At 49.6% G+C, this 17,332-nt stretch carries 13 protein-coding genes; 7 read left to right on the forward strand and 6 right to left on the reverse strand.

The window, feature by feature from the left end:
- Nucleotides 1-16: 16 nt before the first annotated feature.
- Nucleotides 17-1,360, reverse strand: coding sequence for an anaerobic C4-dicarboxylate transporter (locus N7386_RS01550; RefSeq protein ID WP_279770941.1), 1,344 nt, complete (start codon nucleotides 1,358-1,360; stop codon nucleotides 17-19).
- Nucleotides 1,361-1,643: 283 nt separating this feature from the next.
- Between N7386_RS01550 and N7386_RS01555 the strand changes: the two genes are divergently transcribed.
- Together N7386_RS01555 and N7386_RS01560 are read left to right on the forward strand one after the other, a co-directional pair.
- The gene (locus N7386_RS01555) at nucleotides 1,644-2,822 is read left to right on the forward strand and encodes a monodechloroaminopyrrolnitrin synthase PrnB family protein (RefSeq protein WP_279766838.1); all 1,179 of its coding nucleotides are present in this window, start codon (nucleotides 1,644-1,646) and stop codon (nucleotides 2,820-2,822) included.
- Nucleotides 2,823-2,826: 4 nt separating this feature from the next.
- Entirely contained in the window at nucleotides 2,827-3,951 is a 1,125-nt protein-coding gene (locus N7386_RS01560; protein WP_279766839.1) for an aminotransferase class V-fold PLP-dependent enzyme, read from the forward strand.
- Nucleotides 3,952-4,087: 136 nt separating this feature from the next.
- Here the strand turns inward: N7386_RS01560 and N7386_RS01565 are convergent, their stop codons facing one another.
- Both N7386_RS01565 and N7386_RS01570 read right to left on the reverse strand, forming a co-directional pair.
- Nucleotides 4,088-4,411, reverse strand: coding sequence for a YceK/YidQ family lipoprotein (locus N7386_RS01565; protein WP_220054436.1), 324 nt, complete (start codon nucleotides 4,409-4,411; stop codon nucleotides 4,088-4,090).
- A gap of 184 nt (nucleotides 4,412-4,595) precedes the next feature.
- On the reverse strand, nucleotides 4,596-5,798 hold the full coding sequence (locus N7386_RS01570) for a dicarboxylate/amino acid:cation symporter (protein WP_086903237.1): 1,203 nt from the start codon (nucleotides 5,796-5,798) through the stop codon (nucleotides 4,596-4,598).
- A gap of 404 nt (nucleotides 5,799-6,202) precedes the next feature.
- On the opposite strand from N7386_RS01570, the gene N7386_RS01575 reads away from it, so the two are divergent.
- Nucleotides 6,203-6,382: a hypothetical protein gene (locus tag N7386_RS01575; protein ID WP_181382208.1), complete on the forward strand. Its 180-nt coding sequence runs from the start codon at nucleotides 6,203-6,205 to the stop codon at nucleotides 6,380-6,382.
- 127 nt (nucleotides 6,383-6,509) lie between these two features.
- Here N7386_RS01575 and N7386_RS01580 read toward each other — a convergent pair whose 3' ends face one another.
- A complete protein-coding gene (locus N7386_RS01580; protein WP_279766840.1) occupies nucleotides 6,510-8,747 on the reverse strand; it encodes a TonB-dependent siderophore receptor in 2,238 nt (745 codons plus the stop codon).
- A gap of 405 nt (nucleotides 8,748-9,152) precedes the next feature.
- A complete protein-coding gene (gene glnA / locus N7386_RS01585; RefSeq protein WP_011715534.1) occupies nucleotides 9,153-10,562 on the reverse strand; it encodes a glutamate--ammonia ligase in 1,410 nt (469 codons plus the stop codon).
- Nucleotides 10,563-11,548: 986 nt separating this feature from the next.
- Here glnA and typA point away from each other — a divergent pair.
- The gene (typA, locus tag N7386_RS01590; RefSeq protein ID WP_011715535.1) at nucleotides 11,549-13,360 is read left to right on the forward strand and encodes a translational GTPase TypA; all 1,812 of its coding nucleotides are present in this window, start codon (nucleotides 11,549-11,551) and stop codon (nucleotides 13,358-13,360) included.
- 94 nt (nucleotides 13,361-13,454) lie between these two features.
- Here the strand turns inward: typA and N7386_RS01595 are convergent, their stop codons facing one another.
- The gene (locus tag N7386_RS01595) at nucleotides 13,455-14,462 is read right to left on the reverse strand and encodes an AraC family transcriptional regulator (protein ID WP_086903234.1); all 1,008 of its coding nucleotides are present in this window, start codon (nucleotides 14,460-14,462) and stop codon (nucleotides 13,455-13,457) included.
- Between the two features lie 138 nt (nucleotides 14,463-14,600).
- On the opposite strand from N7386_RS01595, the gene N7386_RS01600 reads away from it, so the two are divergent.
- Genes N7386_RS01600 through N7386_RS01610 form a run of 3 tightly spaced genes read left to right on the forward strand, consistent with a single transcriptional unit; the run spans nucleotide 14,601 to nucleotide 16,987 of the window.
- Entirely contained in the window at nucleotides 14,601-15,362 is a 762-nt protein-coding gene (locus tag N7386_RS01600; RefSeq protein ID WP_086903233.1) for an SDR family oxidoreductase, read from the forward strand.
- Between the two features lie 47 nt (nucleotides 15,363-15,409).
- Nucleotides 15,410-15,916 carry a 2,4'-dihydroxyacetophenone dioxygenase family protein gene (locus N7386_RS01605; RefSeq protein WP_089068692.1) on the forward strand — a complete coding sequence of 169 codons (507 nt, stop codon included), beginning with the start codon at nucleotides 15,410-15,412 and terminating at the stop codon, nucleotides 15,914-15,916.
- A gap of 9 nt (nucleotides 15,917-15,925) precedes the next feature.
- A complete protein-coding gene (locus N7386_RS01610; RefSeq protein WP_279766841.1) occupies nucleotides 15,926-16,987 on the forward strand; it encodes a zinc-binding dehydrogenase in 1,062 nt (353 codons plus the stop codon).
- Nucleotides 16,988-17,332 lie beyond the last annotated feature (345 nt).

Below are 17,332 nucleotides of genomic sequence, written 5' to 3' on the forward strand. Positions count from 1 at the left end.
TCGCCTCAAACCGTGCTTACAGTAAGGTGGTTGCCAGCAGATAACCGACGGTCGATGCTGTGCCCACGCCTATCAATCCCGGGATAATAAAGCTGTGGTTAATGATGAACTTACCAATTTTGGTGGTCCCTGTTCGGTCGAAGCCGATACAGGCCAAATCGCTTGGATAAGTAGGTAGCACAAAGTAACCATAGCTTGCGGGTAAAAAGGCAATCAACAACTTAGGATCGACACCTAAGGCCAAGCCCATGGGCGCGATAGCCGTGAGCGCCGCCGCTTGGCTGTTGACCAGTTTTGAGATTAAAAACAGCACTAAGGCATAGGTCCAAGGTTGGTTTTGCACCAAATGGGAGAGGTTTTCCTTCAGTACATCCATATGGCTGATAAAGTAAGTATCACTCATCCAAGCCACGCCAAATACCGAGAAAATCGCTACCATGCCAGCTTTAAACACTGGGCCGTTGGCAATTTCTGTGGGTTTGACCTTGCAGCTCATTAAGATAAAAGCACCAGCGATCAACATCATCATCTGGATTACTAAGTTCATCGATAGCGGCGCCAGTTTGCCCTTCACCTCAAACACTGGGCGCAGTTCGCTAAAGGAGCCAAGTAACACCACGGCGGCGATAGCGGTGAAGAAAATCCCCGTCGCCCAATAGGCTTCCTTAGGAAAGGTTTGATCCAGTAGAGTCTCGCTCTTGTCGTAGATAAGCGCCCTTTGTTCGGGATCTTTAATTCGCGCCTGAAACTCTTCGTCCTTATCTAAATCTTTACCACGACGCAGGCTCCAGAGTGCCGCCACTAACACACCGCAAAGGGATGCTGGTACAGACACCATTAAAATTTCCAGCATGCTGTAGGCATGGCCGACACCATGCTGCGCCGCCAAAATCGATACCATAGAGACCACGGCGACCGACACTGGGGAAGCGCAAATCGCCATTTGTGAGGCGACCGAGGCCACCGCCATCGGGCGTTCTGGACGAATATTTTTCTTCAGGGCGATATCGGAGATGATCGGAAACATGGTGTAAACCACGTGGCCGGTTCCGCATAAAAAGGTTAAGGTCCAAGTGGTGAGTGGCGCCAGAATGGTGATGTACTGTGGATGGCGGCGCAGTAAACGCTCGGCAAACTGCATCATCACATTTAAACCACCTGCGGTTTGTAACACCGAGGCACAGCCGATCACCGCAAGAATGGTGAGCATCACCTGTACGGGCGGTTGTCCGGGGGCGAGACCAAACACAAATGTTAGTAAAAATAAGCCAATACCACTTATCAGTCCTAGCCCCATACCGCCATAGCGGGTACCGAGCAGTAAACAGCCGAGTACGACAATAAACTCCATTAAAATCATTTGATTCACCCCTGCGGAACCTGCCGCGCGATTTGCATTAGGACTAGCTATATTTGGCGCTATTGTGCGAGGGGAATGGATTTGAGAACTTGCGCTGGCGCAAGGTGTAAATAAAAAGTGGCATTGGATTTTTCATAAATTTGAGCTAGCGCTAGAAACGCGCGTGCAGAAGTTGCATTCTTGTTAACTCGGATACGCTAAAGACGCCAGTAGCCAAGTAAAAACGCGTCTATCAGTACTTGCTCCGGTAAAAATAACCATAACAATTTCCAAGGATGTCCAAGTGAAACCTGCCACCTATAACACCGAAGCTTTCGATGAGTGGATCCGCAGTCGCTTTGTGGAACTCAACTCCCTGCTCGAACAGCTTTATTATCAGCAGACCGACCGCGCCAATGTGCAAGATATCGGCACCGAGCTTAAGCAAACATTAGAAAGTGAAGGGCGTGAGCTGATTAAGGCGCTGCTCGATGAAGGCAATACCGATGAAGGCTTCGACAGTGCCTTCGATCTACTAGGGAATGTCGGCCTGTATATGGCCGCCTGTCGTCGCCATGAGATTACCGAGCCGACGCGGGAAACCACTTCGCCACTGGTCGAGGCGTCGGCGCTCGCTATGCATATCGGCGCCTCCATCGGTGTGACGCCACGCTTTGCTACTGCTCATTTGACCACCCATAACCGTGCCCACAATGGTATCTACAAACGCTTTACCGATCTGCCCGACGAGAAGCTGTTTGTGGATTACAACACTAAGGGCATCTTGGCCTATAAGCGTGCCAGCGATGCCTTATTAAAAATTCAGCCCTTGGGGATCTCTCATCCTATTAGCCACGATTTGCTGCGGGTCGCCAAGCAAGCATTGCAGGATGTGATTGAGTCAAACCAGCAGTTATTCAAACGTTTAGATACCGACCGCTTCTTCTATTGCGTGCGCCCCTATTACAAACCCTATCGGGTTGGCTCAGTGGTGTATCGCGGCGCCAATGCTGGCGACTTTGCCGGAATTAACGTTATCGATTTAACTCTAGGTCTATGTTTTGCCAACGAATCGGCCTATTCGCAAATGCTGGTGGATAAGTTTTTATACATGATGCCAGAGGATCAACAAATCCTGCGGGAGTGTATGCGCCGTCCGAATTTGATGGATGACTTTTTACAATCCAAGGCCTGCGTGCAGCAGGATTGGTATCAGGAAAACCTTAAGCTGTTTATCGAAGTCTGTGAATTGCATGGCGAAACCGCCATTCAACACCACAATGAGTTGGTGACTAAATACATTGCCGAGCCTTCGGTGAATATGGAGCAGCAACATTTAGCCAAGGTCACCGCCAGCGGCCCACCGTTGCATGTACTGCTTGGCTCCCTCGAGCGCTTAAGGGATAGACGCGCCGCGGTATTGCGCAGCGATATTCGCACCCGTTATCACGATCTGAAAAAACTCAAAGACAGTTTAAGGTAAGGCCATGCTGCTAAATGTAAAACAAGACTTTTGCCTCGCAGGCCCAGGCTATTTGCTCAACCATTCAGTGGGGCGGCCACTCAAATCGACCGAGCAGGCGTTTAAGCAGGCATTTTTTGCGCCTTGGCAGGAGTCTGGCCGCGAGCCTTGGGGTCAATGGTTGGGCGTCATCGATAACTTTACCGCGGCGCTGGCGAGCCTTTTTAATGGTCAGCCGCAGGACTTTTGCCCGCAGGTAAACCTATCGAGCGCTTTGACCAAAATTGTGATGTCCCTCGATAGATTTACGCGAGATAGCGGCGCCGTGGTGCTGATGAGCGAGATTGATTTTCCCAGCATTGGGTTTGCCCTGAAAAAGGCATTGCCCGCAAGCTGTGAGCTGCGCTTTATTCCCAAGGGCTTAGATGTCACCGACCCCAACGTGTGGGACGCGCATATTTGTGCCGATGTCGATTTAGTCTTTGTCAGCCATGCCTATTCTAATACTGGTCAGCAGGCGCCATTGGCGCAGATCATTCCCCTTGCCCGTGAGCGCGGCTGCTTGAGTCTTGTGGATGTGGCGCAATCGGCAGGAATTTTGCCGCTGGATTTAACCAAACTACAGCCGGACTTTATGATTGGTTCGAGTGTGAAATGGTTATGCTCAGGCCCGGGAGCCGCGTATCTGTGGGTCAATCCGGCTATTTTGCCCCAGTGCCAGCCGCAGGATGTGGGTTGGTTTAGCCATGAAAATCCCTTTGAGTTTGATATCCATGATTTCCGCTATCACCCAACTGCGCTACGGTTTTGGGGCGGTACGCCTTCTATCGCGCCCTATGCGATTGCCGCCCACAGCATTCAATATTTTGCCAATATTGGCTCACAGGCGATGCGTGAACATAACTTGCAGTTGATGGAGACAGTCGTCCAAACATTGGAGCATGAGTTGGTCTCGCCACGGGAAGCCGATAAGCGCAGTGGCACCTTGATCCTGCAATTTGGCGAGCGCCAAGCCCCCATCATGGCGGCGTTGGCGGAGGCGAATATCAGTGTCGATGCCCGCAGTTTAGGAATACGCGTATCGCCGCATATCTATAACGATGAGGCCGATATCGCGAAATTGCTGGAGGTGATAAAAGCCCATCGTTAACGGATTGAACAGGGCTTGCTCGAAGCGGCTACGAATGGGGTGCGCTAAGGTGACCTAGTTGCACCCCTATGCCGATATGACATTACCCCTTAGCCTCAGGGTTGAGGCTAAGGTCATTTATGGCTGGCGAATATGTTTAAATGCTGTAGTTATAGCGGCAGAACATAGAACGCGGTGTACGAAGCTCAGGATTGCTTGGGGTGATAGCCAAATCGACGGGTAGCATCACTGCATCGACTACCAGTGAGCCGCCCATATCCACTAGTGTCAGAGGGATAGTAAACAGCAGCAGAGGCGGAGCGGATATCGCGGATATCACCACACACTCCTCGCCATTATCGACAGCTGTTTGCACACTCGAAAAAGAGTGACCCCAGGTTGAATCTGCTCCCATTCTCGACGTTACCGCTGCGCATCCACTGAGATACCCGCATACAACTAACCAAGCCAACCAACGCATAACCACTCCATTGTTTATGTTTGAAAAAACGCATCGCTTCCATGTGGCTGACTCGTTTGATCGACTCAGTGTTCTGGTACTGCGGTAGCATAGCTGATTTTACTCGGCACAAATGTGCTCTGTTTCAATGGTTTGGCATTCTAATCAGATGCGTTTCGTTGTCAATTATTCGGCAATTACAGCCCTATGGCTCAAGCCTTTTGCGATTGAGGCGTTCAACAATCTGGCTGGCATTGAGATCGTGGACGACGTTTATCACGGTGGAAGGTGCGTCGGTAATGGCGCCTATCACCACCAGAATGGGGATGGTTTCCATTGGTAACCCTAAGGTGGTGACGATAAAAATCTCCCCGAGGAAGGCGCCGCCCGGCACGCCACCAATGATGAAGGCGGATAGGACGGAGATGAGTATGGTCACCATAAACACATCGACCGTGAAATCTAACCCGAGCAGAGAGTAGATAAACACAATCTTCAGTGCAGTGATAATGGATGCGCCGCCCTTATTCAAGTTCACCAGCAGTGGCAGGCTGATATCGGCGATTTCGGGTTTTATTCCCATCTTCAGCGCCGCCCTTAAGGTGACGGGCAGGGTTGCGAGGGAGGAAGTCGTGCCTAATGCTGTCACTGCGGGTTCGAGGGCGTGGCGCCAAAATTGTCTAATTCCGTGCATGCCGCCGCCAAGCCAGGCATAAAAGGTGGAGCCGACGGTGAGGTAGATAAAACAGGCTACTAAAAATAATCCCACGGCGCGGGCAAAGGTCACCACAAGCTGCGGATCTTGACTCGCCATGGTGGAAGCAAAGTAAGCGCCAAGGCCGACGGGGGCGGCCAGCATAATAATGGCGACTATCTTCATGATGACGGTATTAAAACTGTCGAGTAGTGCCGAGACTTTACGGCCATCTTCTCCCGATTGACCTATAGCGATTCCGGCAATCACCGACATGATGATAAGCGCCAAGATATTGGATTTGGAGAGTAATCCAGAAAAGTCATTGGTGGTCAGCAGCGCCACAAAATCCATCTTCCCCGAGGTGTCGCTAACGGTTTGATTAAGATCGAGGGTCACGCCTTGGGCTGGATCAAACATCAGTGCCAGTAAGGTGATGCCGACGGCGGGAATAATCGCCATCAGAATCGAGACGCCCATAATCGACACTAAAATCGCCCCAAGCTTTTTTAAGTCCGTCATGCGGGCAATCGATGAGGTTACGCTGATTGCCACTAAGGGCACGATAATCATAAACAACAGATTTAAAAAGATTTGCCCTAGGGGCTTGAGCTTGAGCGCCAAGGATGGCCAATAGATGCCGATCATGCCGCCAAGTAATAATGCACTGAGCAGCACAATAGAGTCTTGATAGGGTTTGAGTTTTTGCCACATAGCTAAGCGCCTATTGTTATTTTTATCATTGTGTTGGTGAGTCATTAGGAGCGCCCAAATGAGAGGAGTCAATCATGCAGCATGGACATGCTCAAGCTAGCGAGTCATTCGCATAAGCGCAAGAAGGGATTGGAAATAAACTCTTTTTGGGTTTTGGGTAACGGTTAACAAGAGTGCTTGAGTCTATTCTGCATCTGATTTCGGACGATGTGACTCTTGTTAACATGATCGCTTCTGTTTAGGTGTATTAGCCGCACGGCGAGAGCACGTCAGTAGAAAGGTGTATTTACCTAGTTAGGCTCGTTTGTAACGTTGTGCCTCGTTCGTTTATTGATTAGCTTACGCAGTCTGGGTTTTATGCAAACACCCAAGGCCAAAATTACTAGTTAATCAGGATGAATCAAATGCTAAAAAAATGGATTGCGATACTGTTACCCGTTGCCGTATTAGGTTTGAGTGGCTGCGCCTCGGTCAGTGATACTGATACCGATTCGACGGTAGCAAGCAGCGCCGAGAAGAAAGTCAGCAAAAAAGATTGCAACAAAGTCATGACCACGGGTTCGCGCCTTGGTCGTTGCAGATAATCAGCTTGATCCTGCATGTATCAGCATAAAAAACGGTCCCAAGTGGACCGTTTTTTGTTTGTGGCATTTGCTCAACCCGCCTTAAGGGAAGGCTGAACACAAGTGATTGATACCTTTTAGCCTGTTATCACCAACTCAGTTGATAATTGAGGGCAAAGGTGCGGCCACGGCCATGGTAGTCGAACATAGACTCAGGACCGTAGGTCGGACTGTAGAAGTACACCGCTCTTTGGCCCCACAGGGTGCTGTAGTCTTTATCGAGCAGGTTTTCGATGCCGTAGCTCAAGGTACCGACCGCTAAATCGATAGAGCCCAGTAAATCCAGCGTCGTATAGCTATCAAGCTCACTCGCTAGGCCATCGTTGGTTTTGAAGCGATAGTCAGATTCGGCGCTAAAACTGTGCTCAGCCTGTAAACGGATCTTCTGTGTGTCGCCGCGCCAGCCAATAAAGGCGGTGGCCTTAGAGGGCGAGGCATAAGTGACGGTTTCATCGATCCAATTATTCTCATCCTTCACTTCACTGCGCACCAGATGCAGGTTGGTGCCGACTTGCCAGTCGGAGGTGATATCAAAGTTCAGTTGTGCCTCTAGTCCATAGCTGCGCTTATCTTGGTCTTTGACATTGATGGTCAGATCTTTGCTGTTGACCTCAATGACCTTGTCAGACACGGCATAATAGACGCTGGCTTGCGCCTGCCAACGGTCTGCAAGATAACGCCATCCCAGTTCCATGGAGTCGGTCTTGATCCCATCAAGGCGAGTATCATTGATATTGATGCTGTTTTGCAGCTGTAAGTAACCGTCGGCATCGGCCTTGTAGGTGCCGCGGCCATAGTATTTCGATAGGTCTGGTAGTTCAAAGCCTTGGGAATAGGCAAGCCAGAGTTGTTGGTCTTGGCTCAATTTAGCCACCAAGCCGAGGTTGACTAACCCTATGTTATAGTCAGTGCTGCCGCCTTTAATGGCATCGGCTCCCTTGGCTTTGCCAGAGGCAATCGCCACCTGTTGGTTATAACCGATAAAATCATCAACGCTGTTTTCCATGTGTTGATAACGATAGCCTGCGTTTAGCACCAAAAAGCTATTCATCTCCCAACTGCTTTGGACAAATGCAGCAATGGATTCGACCGAAAAGTCGACATAACGGCCGGTAGTGAACAGCTCGCGCATCACTAAACCGCCGTGTTGGTTGGCGGCATCGAGGTCGAAGCTCATTTGGCTCGAATCAAAACTTTCTTTATCCCAATCCAGTCCCCAAGTGAGAGTGAGGCTATCGACGGGCTTGGATTCCACGACTGCCTTCAAACCATAGATGCTGGTGTTTTGGGCCGATGCTGAGAAGTTGTAGACGCCGCTGGTTTCATTGACATAGGGGAACGGATGGAAATCCAGATTCTCTTTGCGATAAAAGCCTTGTAAATACAGGGTTTGACCAAGAAACTCATTCTGGGAGTAGGACAGATTCAGCAAAGTGCGCTCGGTGGCGGGGCTGCGGTCAGCGTCTAATCCCTTACGGGTTTCGAGCACTGAGGCATCGCCAGTGACGCCGGAGAAGTTCTCACCCATGTACAGACCATGTTCATCGTCTGAACCATTGCGATAGTATTGTGCCATGGCGCTGAGGTTGGCGTCATTGGCAAGCTGCCAATCCATATTCGCCATTAAATCATAACCTTGGGTGTACTGCATTCCGGTTTGGGTAATGTCCAGCATCACAGGGTTGCTACTGCCATCAAACCATTGGCCGTTTTCCTGCCAAGCGGCACTGAAGCGCCCTTTAAGCGAATCGCTGCCTCCGGTCACCGCCAGCGCGGTGCGGTAATCTAAATCATCACTGCTATTAAAGCCGGACTTGAATCCTGCCTCGGCTTCGAAGGTATCACTGCTGTCAGCCGCTTTTTTGGTGACAATATTAATGGCACCGCCCAGTGCGCCACCGCCATAGATAGCCGACGCGCCAGCGAGCACTTCGATGCGGGCAATATTGAATGGATCGATACTGTCTAACTGACGGCTGATGCTGCGGGAGGTGTTCATCGACACGCCATCGATTAGGACCACCATGGCGCGACCGCGAATATTCTGGCCAAAGTTGGTGCGCCCTTGGCTGGATACATCCATCGACGGCACTAAGGCGGCGAGCATTTCCTTAATACCTTTGCCGCTATCGGTTTGCTCGCGAATGCTGGCTTCGTCAATGATCCACACAGTGCTGGAGAGATCGCTGATTTGGGTTGGTGAGCGGGTGGCGGAGACCACCATGCGCTCCATATCGTTTTCAGTGGCTGTTGCCACATTAACAAGCCCCAGTTGGCAGATAACTGCGGCGGCGACTAGGCTTATCGGCCCGATAGACTTAGGCATAGTATTCTCCATCAAAAACAATAGGTACATGAGAAGCCAAAAGGACTGCACTGTGGTGCCTTTCCTCGCGACCCAGAAAGCGTTTTTAATGGGTTGTATTCAATGCGCTAACTGAATATGAATAGGGAGTATTCCGTTTTTGGCTCCAAAAAAGACGCATTATTATAGTTGTAATCGAGAATAGTTCTTAATTGGATTTACAAAGCCTTTACTTTTTTATGCACCCCAAATCACGAGGCGACAACAAATGGACAGATAACAACGAGAGGTCGGAGTGTATGCGTGTAGAGGTGTTGAATAGGCAGGGGAATAATTGGGAATCACTGTGCGATAGAGACAAAACAGCCCCGACAGAAGACCGTCGGGGCTGGTAGATGTTGTGCAGCTAATTGATGCCGTTAGCCATTACAGGCTGTAGTACATCTCGAACTCTAATGGGTGAGTTGTACGGCTTACACGCTCAGCTTCTGCAGATTTCAGTGCAATGTAAGATTGGATGAAATCTTCGCTGAATACACCGCCGCGAGTTAAGAACTCGTGGTCAGCTTGCAGGTTTTCAAGCGCATTTTCTAATGAAGTCGCTACTTGTGGGATTTCAGCCGCTTCTTCAGCTGGCAGATCGTACAAGTCTTTATCCATAGCTTCGCCTGGATGGATCTTGTTTTGGATACCATCGATACCCGCCATCAGCAGCGCTGCGAAACCTAAGTATGGGTTTGCATGTGGATCTGGGAAGCGAGTTTCGATACGACGGCCTTTAGGGCTTGGTACCACTGGAATACGGATTGAAGCGCTGCGGTTACGTGCTGAGTAAGCTAACATCACTGGTGCTTCGAAGTGTGGTACTAAACGCTTGTAAGAGTTAGTGCTTGGGTTAGTGAAAGCGTTCAGCGCGCGAGCGTGCTTGATGATACCACCGATGTAGTACAGTGCAGTTTCACTTAAACCAGCGTATTTGTCGCCTGCGAACAGGTTCACACCGTCTTTAGACAGAGATTGGTGAACGTGCATACCGCTACCGTTGTCGCCAACGATTGGCTTAGGCATGAAAGTCGCAGTCTTACCATAGGCGTGAGCCATGTTGTGTACTACGTACTTCAGAATTTGGATTTCGTCCGCTTTCTTAGTCAGAGTGTTGAAGCGAGTTGCGATTTCGTTTTGACCCGCAGTCGCCACTTCGTGGTGGTGAGCTTCAACGACTTGCCCCATTTCTTCGAGCACTAAACACATAGCGCTACGTAAGTCTTGTGATGAGTCAACAGGAGCAACTGGGAAGTAACCGCCTTTCACGAATGGACGGTGACCAGTGTTACCACCTTCGTAGCTAGTGCCAGAGTTCCATGCCGCTTCTTTAGCGTCGATTTTCACGAAACAACCAGACATGTCAGTACCGAAACGTACGTCGTCGAACAGGAAGAATTCTGGTTCTGGTCCAACTAATACAGTGTCAGCGATACCGGTAGAGCGTAAGTATTCTTCCGCTTTTTTCGCGATAGAACGTGGGTCGCGGTCATAACCAGTCATAGTGCCTGGCTCGAGAATGTCACAGCGGATCAGGGCAGTGGTTTCTTCGGTGAATGGGTCTAATACAAACGTGGTTGGGTCTGGCATCAGCACCATGTCTGATTCGTTAATGCCTTTCCAGCCAGCGATTGACGAACCGTCAAACATTTTGCCGTCTTCGAAGAAATCAGCGTCTACCTGATGAGCAGGGATAGATACGTGCTGCTCTTTACCTTTGGTGTCGGTAAAACGTAAATCAACAAACTTAACTTCTAATTCTTCAAGTTGCTTTAAAACTGATTCAACTGACATTCTCAAGTCTCCGGTAGGGTAAAGGGATGTCCCTTCTATAATCTTTTAACTCAAGTCGCGCTTGAGCCAAACTTACAAGCTATATAGCGATATCTATGCCAACAATTTAAGGTGTTGATAATCAAAGGCTATATATTTTAGTGCACAACAATTCACTTCGTGTTGCACTATGTTGGTGCGTTTGCATGTGGCATTTTGGTGCATTAATCCATTTTGGTGCGCACCGTCACAACACCATTTTAGTGCAAGCAACTTGAGTGCAATCTCGCAACGCCCATTTATCCCGAACTCGTCGGCCCATTAAGCACAGAGGCAAGCCGGATTAATATCTCAATTCTGGCTTTTGACAAGATTCGAAACCAAACAAAGCACAACGAATTTAGCACATTAGTGTGGCGAGAGAACCGTGCAAGCTCACTATTTCAATCGCCCGCAATAATGTCACAAAACTGTGGCAACCTAAGCTGTTTTTCGCGGGGCGGTTATGGCTGGTTATATTGAATAGTGCTTAATTATCAGATCATTAAGAGCGTTGTTCGCAATGTGGAATAGAGTTTGTTGAAACTGAGGCCAAAGGCATCCGCAGAAACCGCTAACTGATGCCTGCTGCGCTTATTTTTATGGCCCACTGTGGCGCATCACGGCTGGATGGCGTGGATTGACTATACTTATGGCGGCTTTGGGCCGAGCGATAAAAGTAGGACTGAGTGAAAAACAGTGAATTCAGCTGCTTAGCTTAGTTGATGACAAGATAAACTGGCGAATCGCCTGCGCATTAACGGTGCATTTAGGCTATTTGACTCGGGCAAGAGAGTACCTTTTGAGCACAGTGCTCAAAAAATTGTTTTATAAGTGTTCAAAAATAATCCTGTGCGGCGAGGCCGCTCTGGAGTAGAATGTCACGCTTTTTTATGGCGACTCAACGTAGATTGCTATAACGAATATTGAAATATCCCTATTTTTGTTTGATGGTAAGAGGTTTATCCGTGCTAGAGAATTTACGTAACATCGCCATTATTGCGCACGTTGACCATGGCAAAACGACCCTGGTTGACAAGCTGCTGTCGCAATCAGGAACCCTTGCAACCCGGGGAGAAGCTACTGAGCGGGTGATGGACTCCAACGATCTTGAAAAGGAACGTGGGATCACGATTCTGGCAAAGAATACTGCCATCAAGTGGAACGACTACCGCATTAACATCGTAGACACCCCAGGCCACGCCGACTTCGGTGGTGAGGTTGAGCGCGTACTGTCTATGGTGGACTCAGTATTACTGCTGGTTGACGCCGTTGACGGTCCAATGCCACAGACTCGCTTCGTAACCAAGAAAGCGTTCGCCCAAGGCTTAAAACCAATCGTTGTTATCAACAAGATTGACCGTCCTGGTGCTCGCCCTGATTGGGTTATCGACCAAGTATTCGACCTGTTCGACAACTTAGGTGCGACTGACGAGCAATTAGATTTCCCTGTTGTTTACGCTTCTGCGTTAAACGGCTTCGCAACGTTAGATCCGGATGAAGTTGGCACTGATATGACGCCACTGTTCCAAACTATCGTTGAAAAAGTATCTTCACCTGCAGCTGACGCTGAAGGTCCATTCCAGATGCAAATTTCTCAGCTCGATTACAACTCATACGTGGGTGTTATCGGTGTTGGCCGCATCAAGCGTGGTAGCATCAAGACTAACCAACAAGTGACCGTGATCGGCGCTGATGGTAAGACTCGTAACGGTAAAATGGGCCAAGTATTAGGTTACATGGGCTTAGAGCGTACCGAAGTTGACGTAGCAAACGCTGGCGACATCGTGGCTATTACCGGTTTAGGCGAGCTGAAAATTTCTGACACTGTGTGTGCTGCAGGTAATGTTGAAGCGCTGCCACCACTGTCAGTTGACGAACCAACACTGACCATGACTTTCCAAGTCAACACTTCACCTTTCGCAGGTAAAGAAGGTAAGTACGTGACTTCACGTAACATTCTTGAGCGTCTGCAACAGGAATTAGTGCACAACGTGGCACTCCGTGTTGAAGAAACTGACAGCCCAGACCGTTTCGCGGTATCTGGCCGTGGTGAATTACACTTATCTATCCTGATCGAAAACATGCGTCGTGAAGGTTACGAATTAGCGGTTTCTCGCCCAGAAGTTATCTTAAAAACCATCGATGGCGAACTGTGTGAGCCATACGAGACCCTGACCGTTGACGTTGAAGAAGAACATCAAGGTACAGTTATCGAGAAGCTGGGTGTACGTAAAGCTGAGATGAAAGACATGCAGCTTGACGGTAAAGGCCGCGTGCGCGTTGACTTTATCATCCCAAGCCGTGGCTTAATCGGTTTCCAAACTGAGTTCTTAACTGCAACTTCTGGTACTGGTCTGATTTACCACTCATTCGATCACTACGGTCCGCACAAAGGTGGCGATATCGGTCAACGCGCTAACGGCGTATTGATCTCTAACGCGACTGGTAAGGCGCTGACATTCGCACTGTTCGGTCTGCAGGACCGCGGTCGTCTGTTTATCGGCCACGCTGCTGAAGTTTACGAAGGTCAAGTTGTGGGTATCCACTCACGTTCTAACGACCTGACAGTTAACTGTCTGAAAGGTAAGCAGCTGACTAACATGCGTGCTTCTGGTACTGACGAAGCTCAAGTACTGACTACTCCAATCACCTTAACTCTTGAGCAAGCGCTTGAGTTTATCGATGATGACGAATTAGTTGAAGTAACACCTAAGAGCATCCGTGTTCGTAAGAAACACTTAACTGAAAACGACCGTAAGCGCGCTAGCCGCGGCTAATGGTGGTTGTGGTCGTGATAAAGTGACTGCACAGTGAATGAATAAGGCCCCGCTAAGGCAACTTAGCGGGGCTTTTTTTATCAGCCTTCAATCTTCAATTCTCAATTTGTCCCTTACGATACTGCTGCTGCCATTGTTTTGGGGAAAATCCTGTCCAAGTTTTAAAGTGGCGACTAAATACGGCGACTTCGGCATACCCAAGTTGCAGTGCGAGTTCGGTGATGGTTTGCGTGCCATAACTGAGTTGCTGCTGGGCGATGTTTTGCCGAACATCCTGTAGCAATTGTCGATAGCTTTGCCCCGTTTCTTTCAGCCTCGTTTGTAGGGTGCGTTCGTGTAAACCCAGCGCCGTCGATACCCGTTCGATACAACACTCTCCCGTGGGGAGCAACCGATGGATTAAGTCCCGTGCTTGGTCGGCAAGGTTGTCGGGGTAGCGGCTCTGTAAATATTGCAGGTGCGACTGGAGGTGGCGGTTAAGTGCCTCTTCATCGTGATAGTTACGCCCCAAGAGTTGTGAGGTTTTGAGCACCACGCCATCAAAGGCTTCGCGAAAACGCACTGGCTGGATAAAGCGCTGTGGCTCAGAACCGCTAGGTTTGTTCTGGCACAAATACAAAGGAATGTTGCTGATATTCATATTGAGCAGGCTCGAGACAAACATCGCCAGCTGCGCCACACTCATTTGCATCAGTTGTTCTATGCCGCTAGGGCTGTGAACATTGATCAACAGCGCCAGTCGCACAATGTCAGTCTGTGGCTGTAGCTGCAATGACACCCCAGAGGCGTGTAAATACAGATAGTCATTCACTCGGGCAAGGGCATCGGCCACTGTGGCCGTGTGCGACACCAACATCGGCAGATCTCCAAGTACATGCAAGGTTTGCCGCTGCGCCAACATTAAGCCAAACAAGGGCTGCTGGCAGCGCTGGGCGGCAATTTCCAATAATTCGGCTAAGCGTGGATAGGCGATATAGGTATTGGGATCGCGAAACTGCGCCTGTCGCAGCCCCGCTTGCTGGATCATTTCAATGGGGTTTTGCCCCAATTCTAGGACTAATTGCTCAAATTGAGCGACGGCACCACTTCGGACTAGGTACATGGGACGCTTAGTTCACTTTGTTATAAGACTCGTAAAATATCAAATTTGGCTCGTAAAAAGTCAAGATGCTGAGTAATTAAGCGTCTAAATTAACATCGTCTTAATAATTAAATGAATAAATACAAACAGAGGACAGCTATGCGTTTATTACATAAAACCGCCGTGGTGACGGGGGCTGCCGGGGGCATAGGGCAGGCTATTATTCGTAAACTGCTTGCCGAAGGGGCTAGGGTTGTCGCCGCCGATTTGTCCGTCGATGCGCTCAAGGTGTTTAACGATGTCCCCAGCGACAAGCTCGTCACTTTTAGTGTCGATGTGACTGATTACAGCCAAGTTGAGGCCATGGTCAAGCAGGCGGCCAAGCAGTTTGGCCAGCTCGATATTCTGATCAATAACGCCGGCATCGGTTTGGCTAAACCGCTGTTACAGCATGATCCTATTAATGATTTTGAACCTGTCACCAATGTGAACCAAAAGGGCGTGTACCACGGCATCCTCGCCGGTGGCCGTCAATTCCAAGCCCAAGGCTCTCGGGGCGTGATTTTAAATACCTCGTCAGTTTACGCGCAGCTCGCCTCAGAAATGACCTTTACCTACAACGTCAGTAAAGCGGCCGTCGACATGATGACCAAATGCGCCGCGCTAGAGTATGCGCCGCTTGGCGTGCGGGTCTGCGCCGTGGCGCCGGGCCGAGTCGATACGCCTATGCTGCGCCAATACGAAGCGCTCGGATTGTGGGAACACATTCGCAAAGAACAAATGCGCCAAGAATTTACCCAACCGAATGAGATTGCCGATGTGGTGGCATTTCTCGTCAGTGACGAGGCCAACTGCATCAATGGCTGCACAGTGAACGCCTCCGACGGCTTTGAAAACTTTAAATATCCACTGCTGGGGTAGTGGTAGCTCGACCCAACAACACAATAACAACAATGAGGAATGCAAACATGGCTCTACCAGAAGTGATTAATCATCAAGACTTTTTATTAACCCTCAACACCAATGAAGAACAGATCATCAAAGATGCTTTACCGGGCGTTGATGTGTACCCGTTATTTTTAGACCCTGAAAACGGGGTTTGGGTGATCCGCGCTAAGTTTAAGCCGGGTATTACCTTACCTAAGCATTTCCACACGGGTGTGGTGCATTTCTATACCTTAGCGGGTCGCTGGAACTACCTTGAATACCCAGACCAACCGCAAACCGCGGGTAGCTACTTGTATGAGCCAGGCGGTTCTATCCACACTTTCCATTGCCCAGCGGATTCTGAAGGCGCCGATGGGGTGATGGTGATTACTGGGGTGAACGTTAACTTCGATGCCGATGGTAACTTCATGTTTATTATGGATGCAGGCTGGATTGAGCAGGCGCTCTTGGCGGCAGCAAAAGCGCAGGGAATTAAGCCGCGTTATATCAAGCCCGGTGCCTTAGCCCGCATGAGCGATGCAGAATAGGAGCCCGCTATGAGCATGATGAATGCCATTGTGATGCAGGATGGCGACGTCAGCCTGCAACGGGTCGAGCAACCTAAGCCGCAGGCGGGCCAAGTGTTAGTGCGTAGCCTCGCCTGTGGGATCTGTGGTTCGGACATTCATATCACTCGTCACTACAGTGAAGTGTTTGATTTTTATCGTAAGCTTGGGGTCATGCCCGAAGGTGTTGACAATCATGCCGCTGTGATGCTCGGCCATGAGTTTTGTGCCGAAATTGTCGAGTTTGGTCCACAGACCCAGCAGGCCTTAGCGCTTGGCACTCGGGTGACATCTGTTCCCATTCTGATGAGCCAAAATGGTGCGGGAGTAGGAGTCACGCCTGGGATGAATGGGGCCTATTCTGAATATTTTATTCTCGATGAAGCCCTATTGATGCCTGTGCCTGAACATTTACCGCCGGAGGCCGTGGCACTGACTGAACCCTTAGCCGTGGGATTGCATGCGGTGAATCGGGGTGATATGCAGGCCGGGGATGTGGCGCTGGTTGTGGGCTGCGGCCCTATTGGTCTGGCGGCGATCTCCGCGCTGCACTTACAAGGCGTGACAAAGATAGTGGCGGCGGATTTACAGGGCGATAAATTGCAATTAGCCCGTGAATTTGGGGCGACTCATACAGTGAACCCCAGCGAGCAGGACGAAGTCGCCTTCGCCGCCGAGCTTGCTGCGGGTAAGCGTTTGGTCATATTCGAATGTGTCGGTATCCACAGGCTTATCGAAGGTTTTGTGCAGCGCGCGCCCGCCAAGGCGACGATAGTGGTGACGGGCATTCACACTGCCAATGCCAATATCAATTACGCCTATGCCACGGTCAAAGAATTGGATATGCGCTTCTCCTACTATTATCAGCCGGCGGAATTTGCCGCCTGTTTAGCGGAATTAGCCCAAGGTACTATTCCTTGGCGTAAGCTGCTCACGGGTAAAGTGGGGATGGATGGTGTATCGGGGGCATTCAAGCAATTAATGCAACCGAATCCACACATTAAAGTTGTGATAGAGCCTTGGCGAAATGGCGAGCTAGAGACGCTCAGCTAATCGCTCGACACTCAATCTAATAAAGCCGCACATTAATGTGCGGCTTTTTTGTTCATTGTTAGCGTTTTTGATATCCTCAATTGGCTAATTTTTAATCCTGCATGGGCTCACAAAATAGCGACTTTTAGCCGATTTCGATTGTGTTTTAGCGAATGTAGCCTAGGGTTAATTGTTAGGCCAATCCTTAGTGATGGCATTGTCTTTGTTACCAAATTTGTCTTTTCTGCTGTCACAAGATTGCCAATAAGCCTTGGCAAACTGTGAAGGCTCTCGTTTTGACCGTAGTGTGTCTAGCAAGAGTTTTAGGGCGCGCTACTCCCGTTAGTGCAAGCTAAGTAAAGGAAT

The sequence above is a fragment of the Shewanella sp. GD04112 genome, from assembly GCF_029835735.1.
GTDB lineage: Bacteria > Pseudomonadota > Gammaproteobacteria > Enterobacterales > Shewanellaceae > Shewanella.

What these genes read in the sequence shown, in the direction of transcription:
- N7386_RS01550 (WP_279770941.1), bottom strand. Translation starts at nt 1,360, where the DNA reads ATGATTTTAATGGAGTTTATTGTCGTACTCGGCTGTTTACTGCTCGGT.
- N7386_RS01560 (WP_279766839.1), top strand. Translation starts at nt 2,827, where the DNA reads ATGCTGCTAAATGTAAAACAAGACTTTTGCCTCGCAGGCCCAGGCTAT.
- N7386_RS01565 (WP_220054436.1), bottom strand. Translation starts at nt 4,411, where the DNA reads ATGCGTTGGTTGGCTTGGTTAGTTGTATGCGGGTATCTCAGTGGATGC.
- N7386_RS01570 (WP_086903237.1), bottom strand. Translation starts at nt 5,798, where the DNA reads ATGTGGCAAAAACTCAAACCCTATCAAGACTCTATTGTGCTGCTCAGT.
- N7386_RS01575 (WP_181382208.1), top strand. Translation starts at nt 6,203, where the DNA reads ATGCTAAAAAAATGGATTGCGATACTGTTACCCGTTGCCGTATTAGGT.
- N7386_RS01580 (WP_279766840.1), bottom strand. Translation starts at nt 8,747, where the DNA reads ATGCCTAAGTCTATCGGGCCGATAAGCCTAGTCGCCGCCGCAGTTATC.
- glnA (WP_011715534.1), bottom strand. Translation starts at nt 10,562, where the DNA reads ATGTCAGTTGAATCAGTTTTAAAGCAACTTGAAGAATTAGAAGTTAAG.
- N7386_RS01595 (WP_086903234.1), bottom strand. Translation starts at nt 14,462, where the DNA reads ATGTACCTAGTCCGAAGTGGTGCCGTCGCTCAATTTGAGCAATTAGTC.
- N7386_RS01600 (WP_086903233.1), top strand. Translation starts at nt 14,601, where the DNA reads ATGCGTTTATTACATAAAACCGCCGTGGTGACGGGGGCTGCCGGGGGC.
- N7386_RS01605 (WP_089068692.1), top strand. Translation starts at nt 15,410, where the DNA reads ATGGCTCTACCAGAAGTGATTAATCATCAAGACTTTTTATTAACCCTC.
- N7386_RS01610 (WP_279766841.1), top strand. Translation starts at nt 15,926, where the DNA reads ATGAGCATGATGAATGCCATTGTGATGCAGGATGGCGACGTCAGCCTG.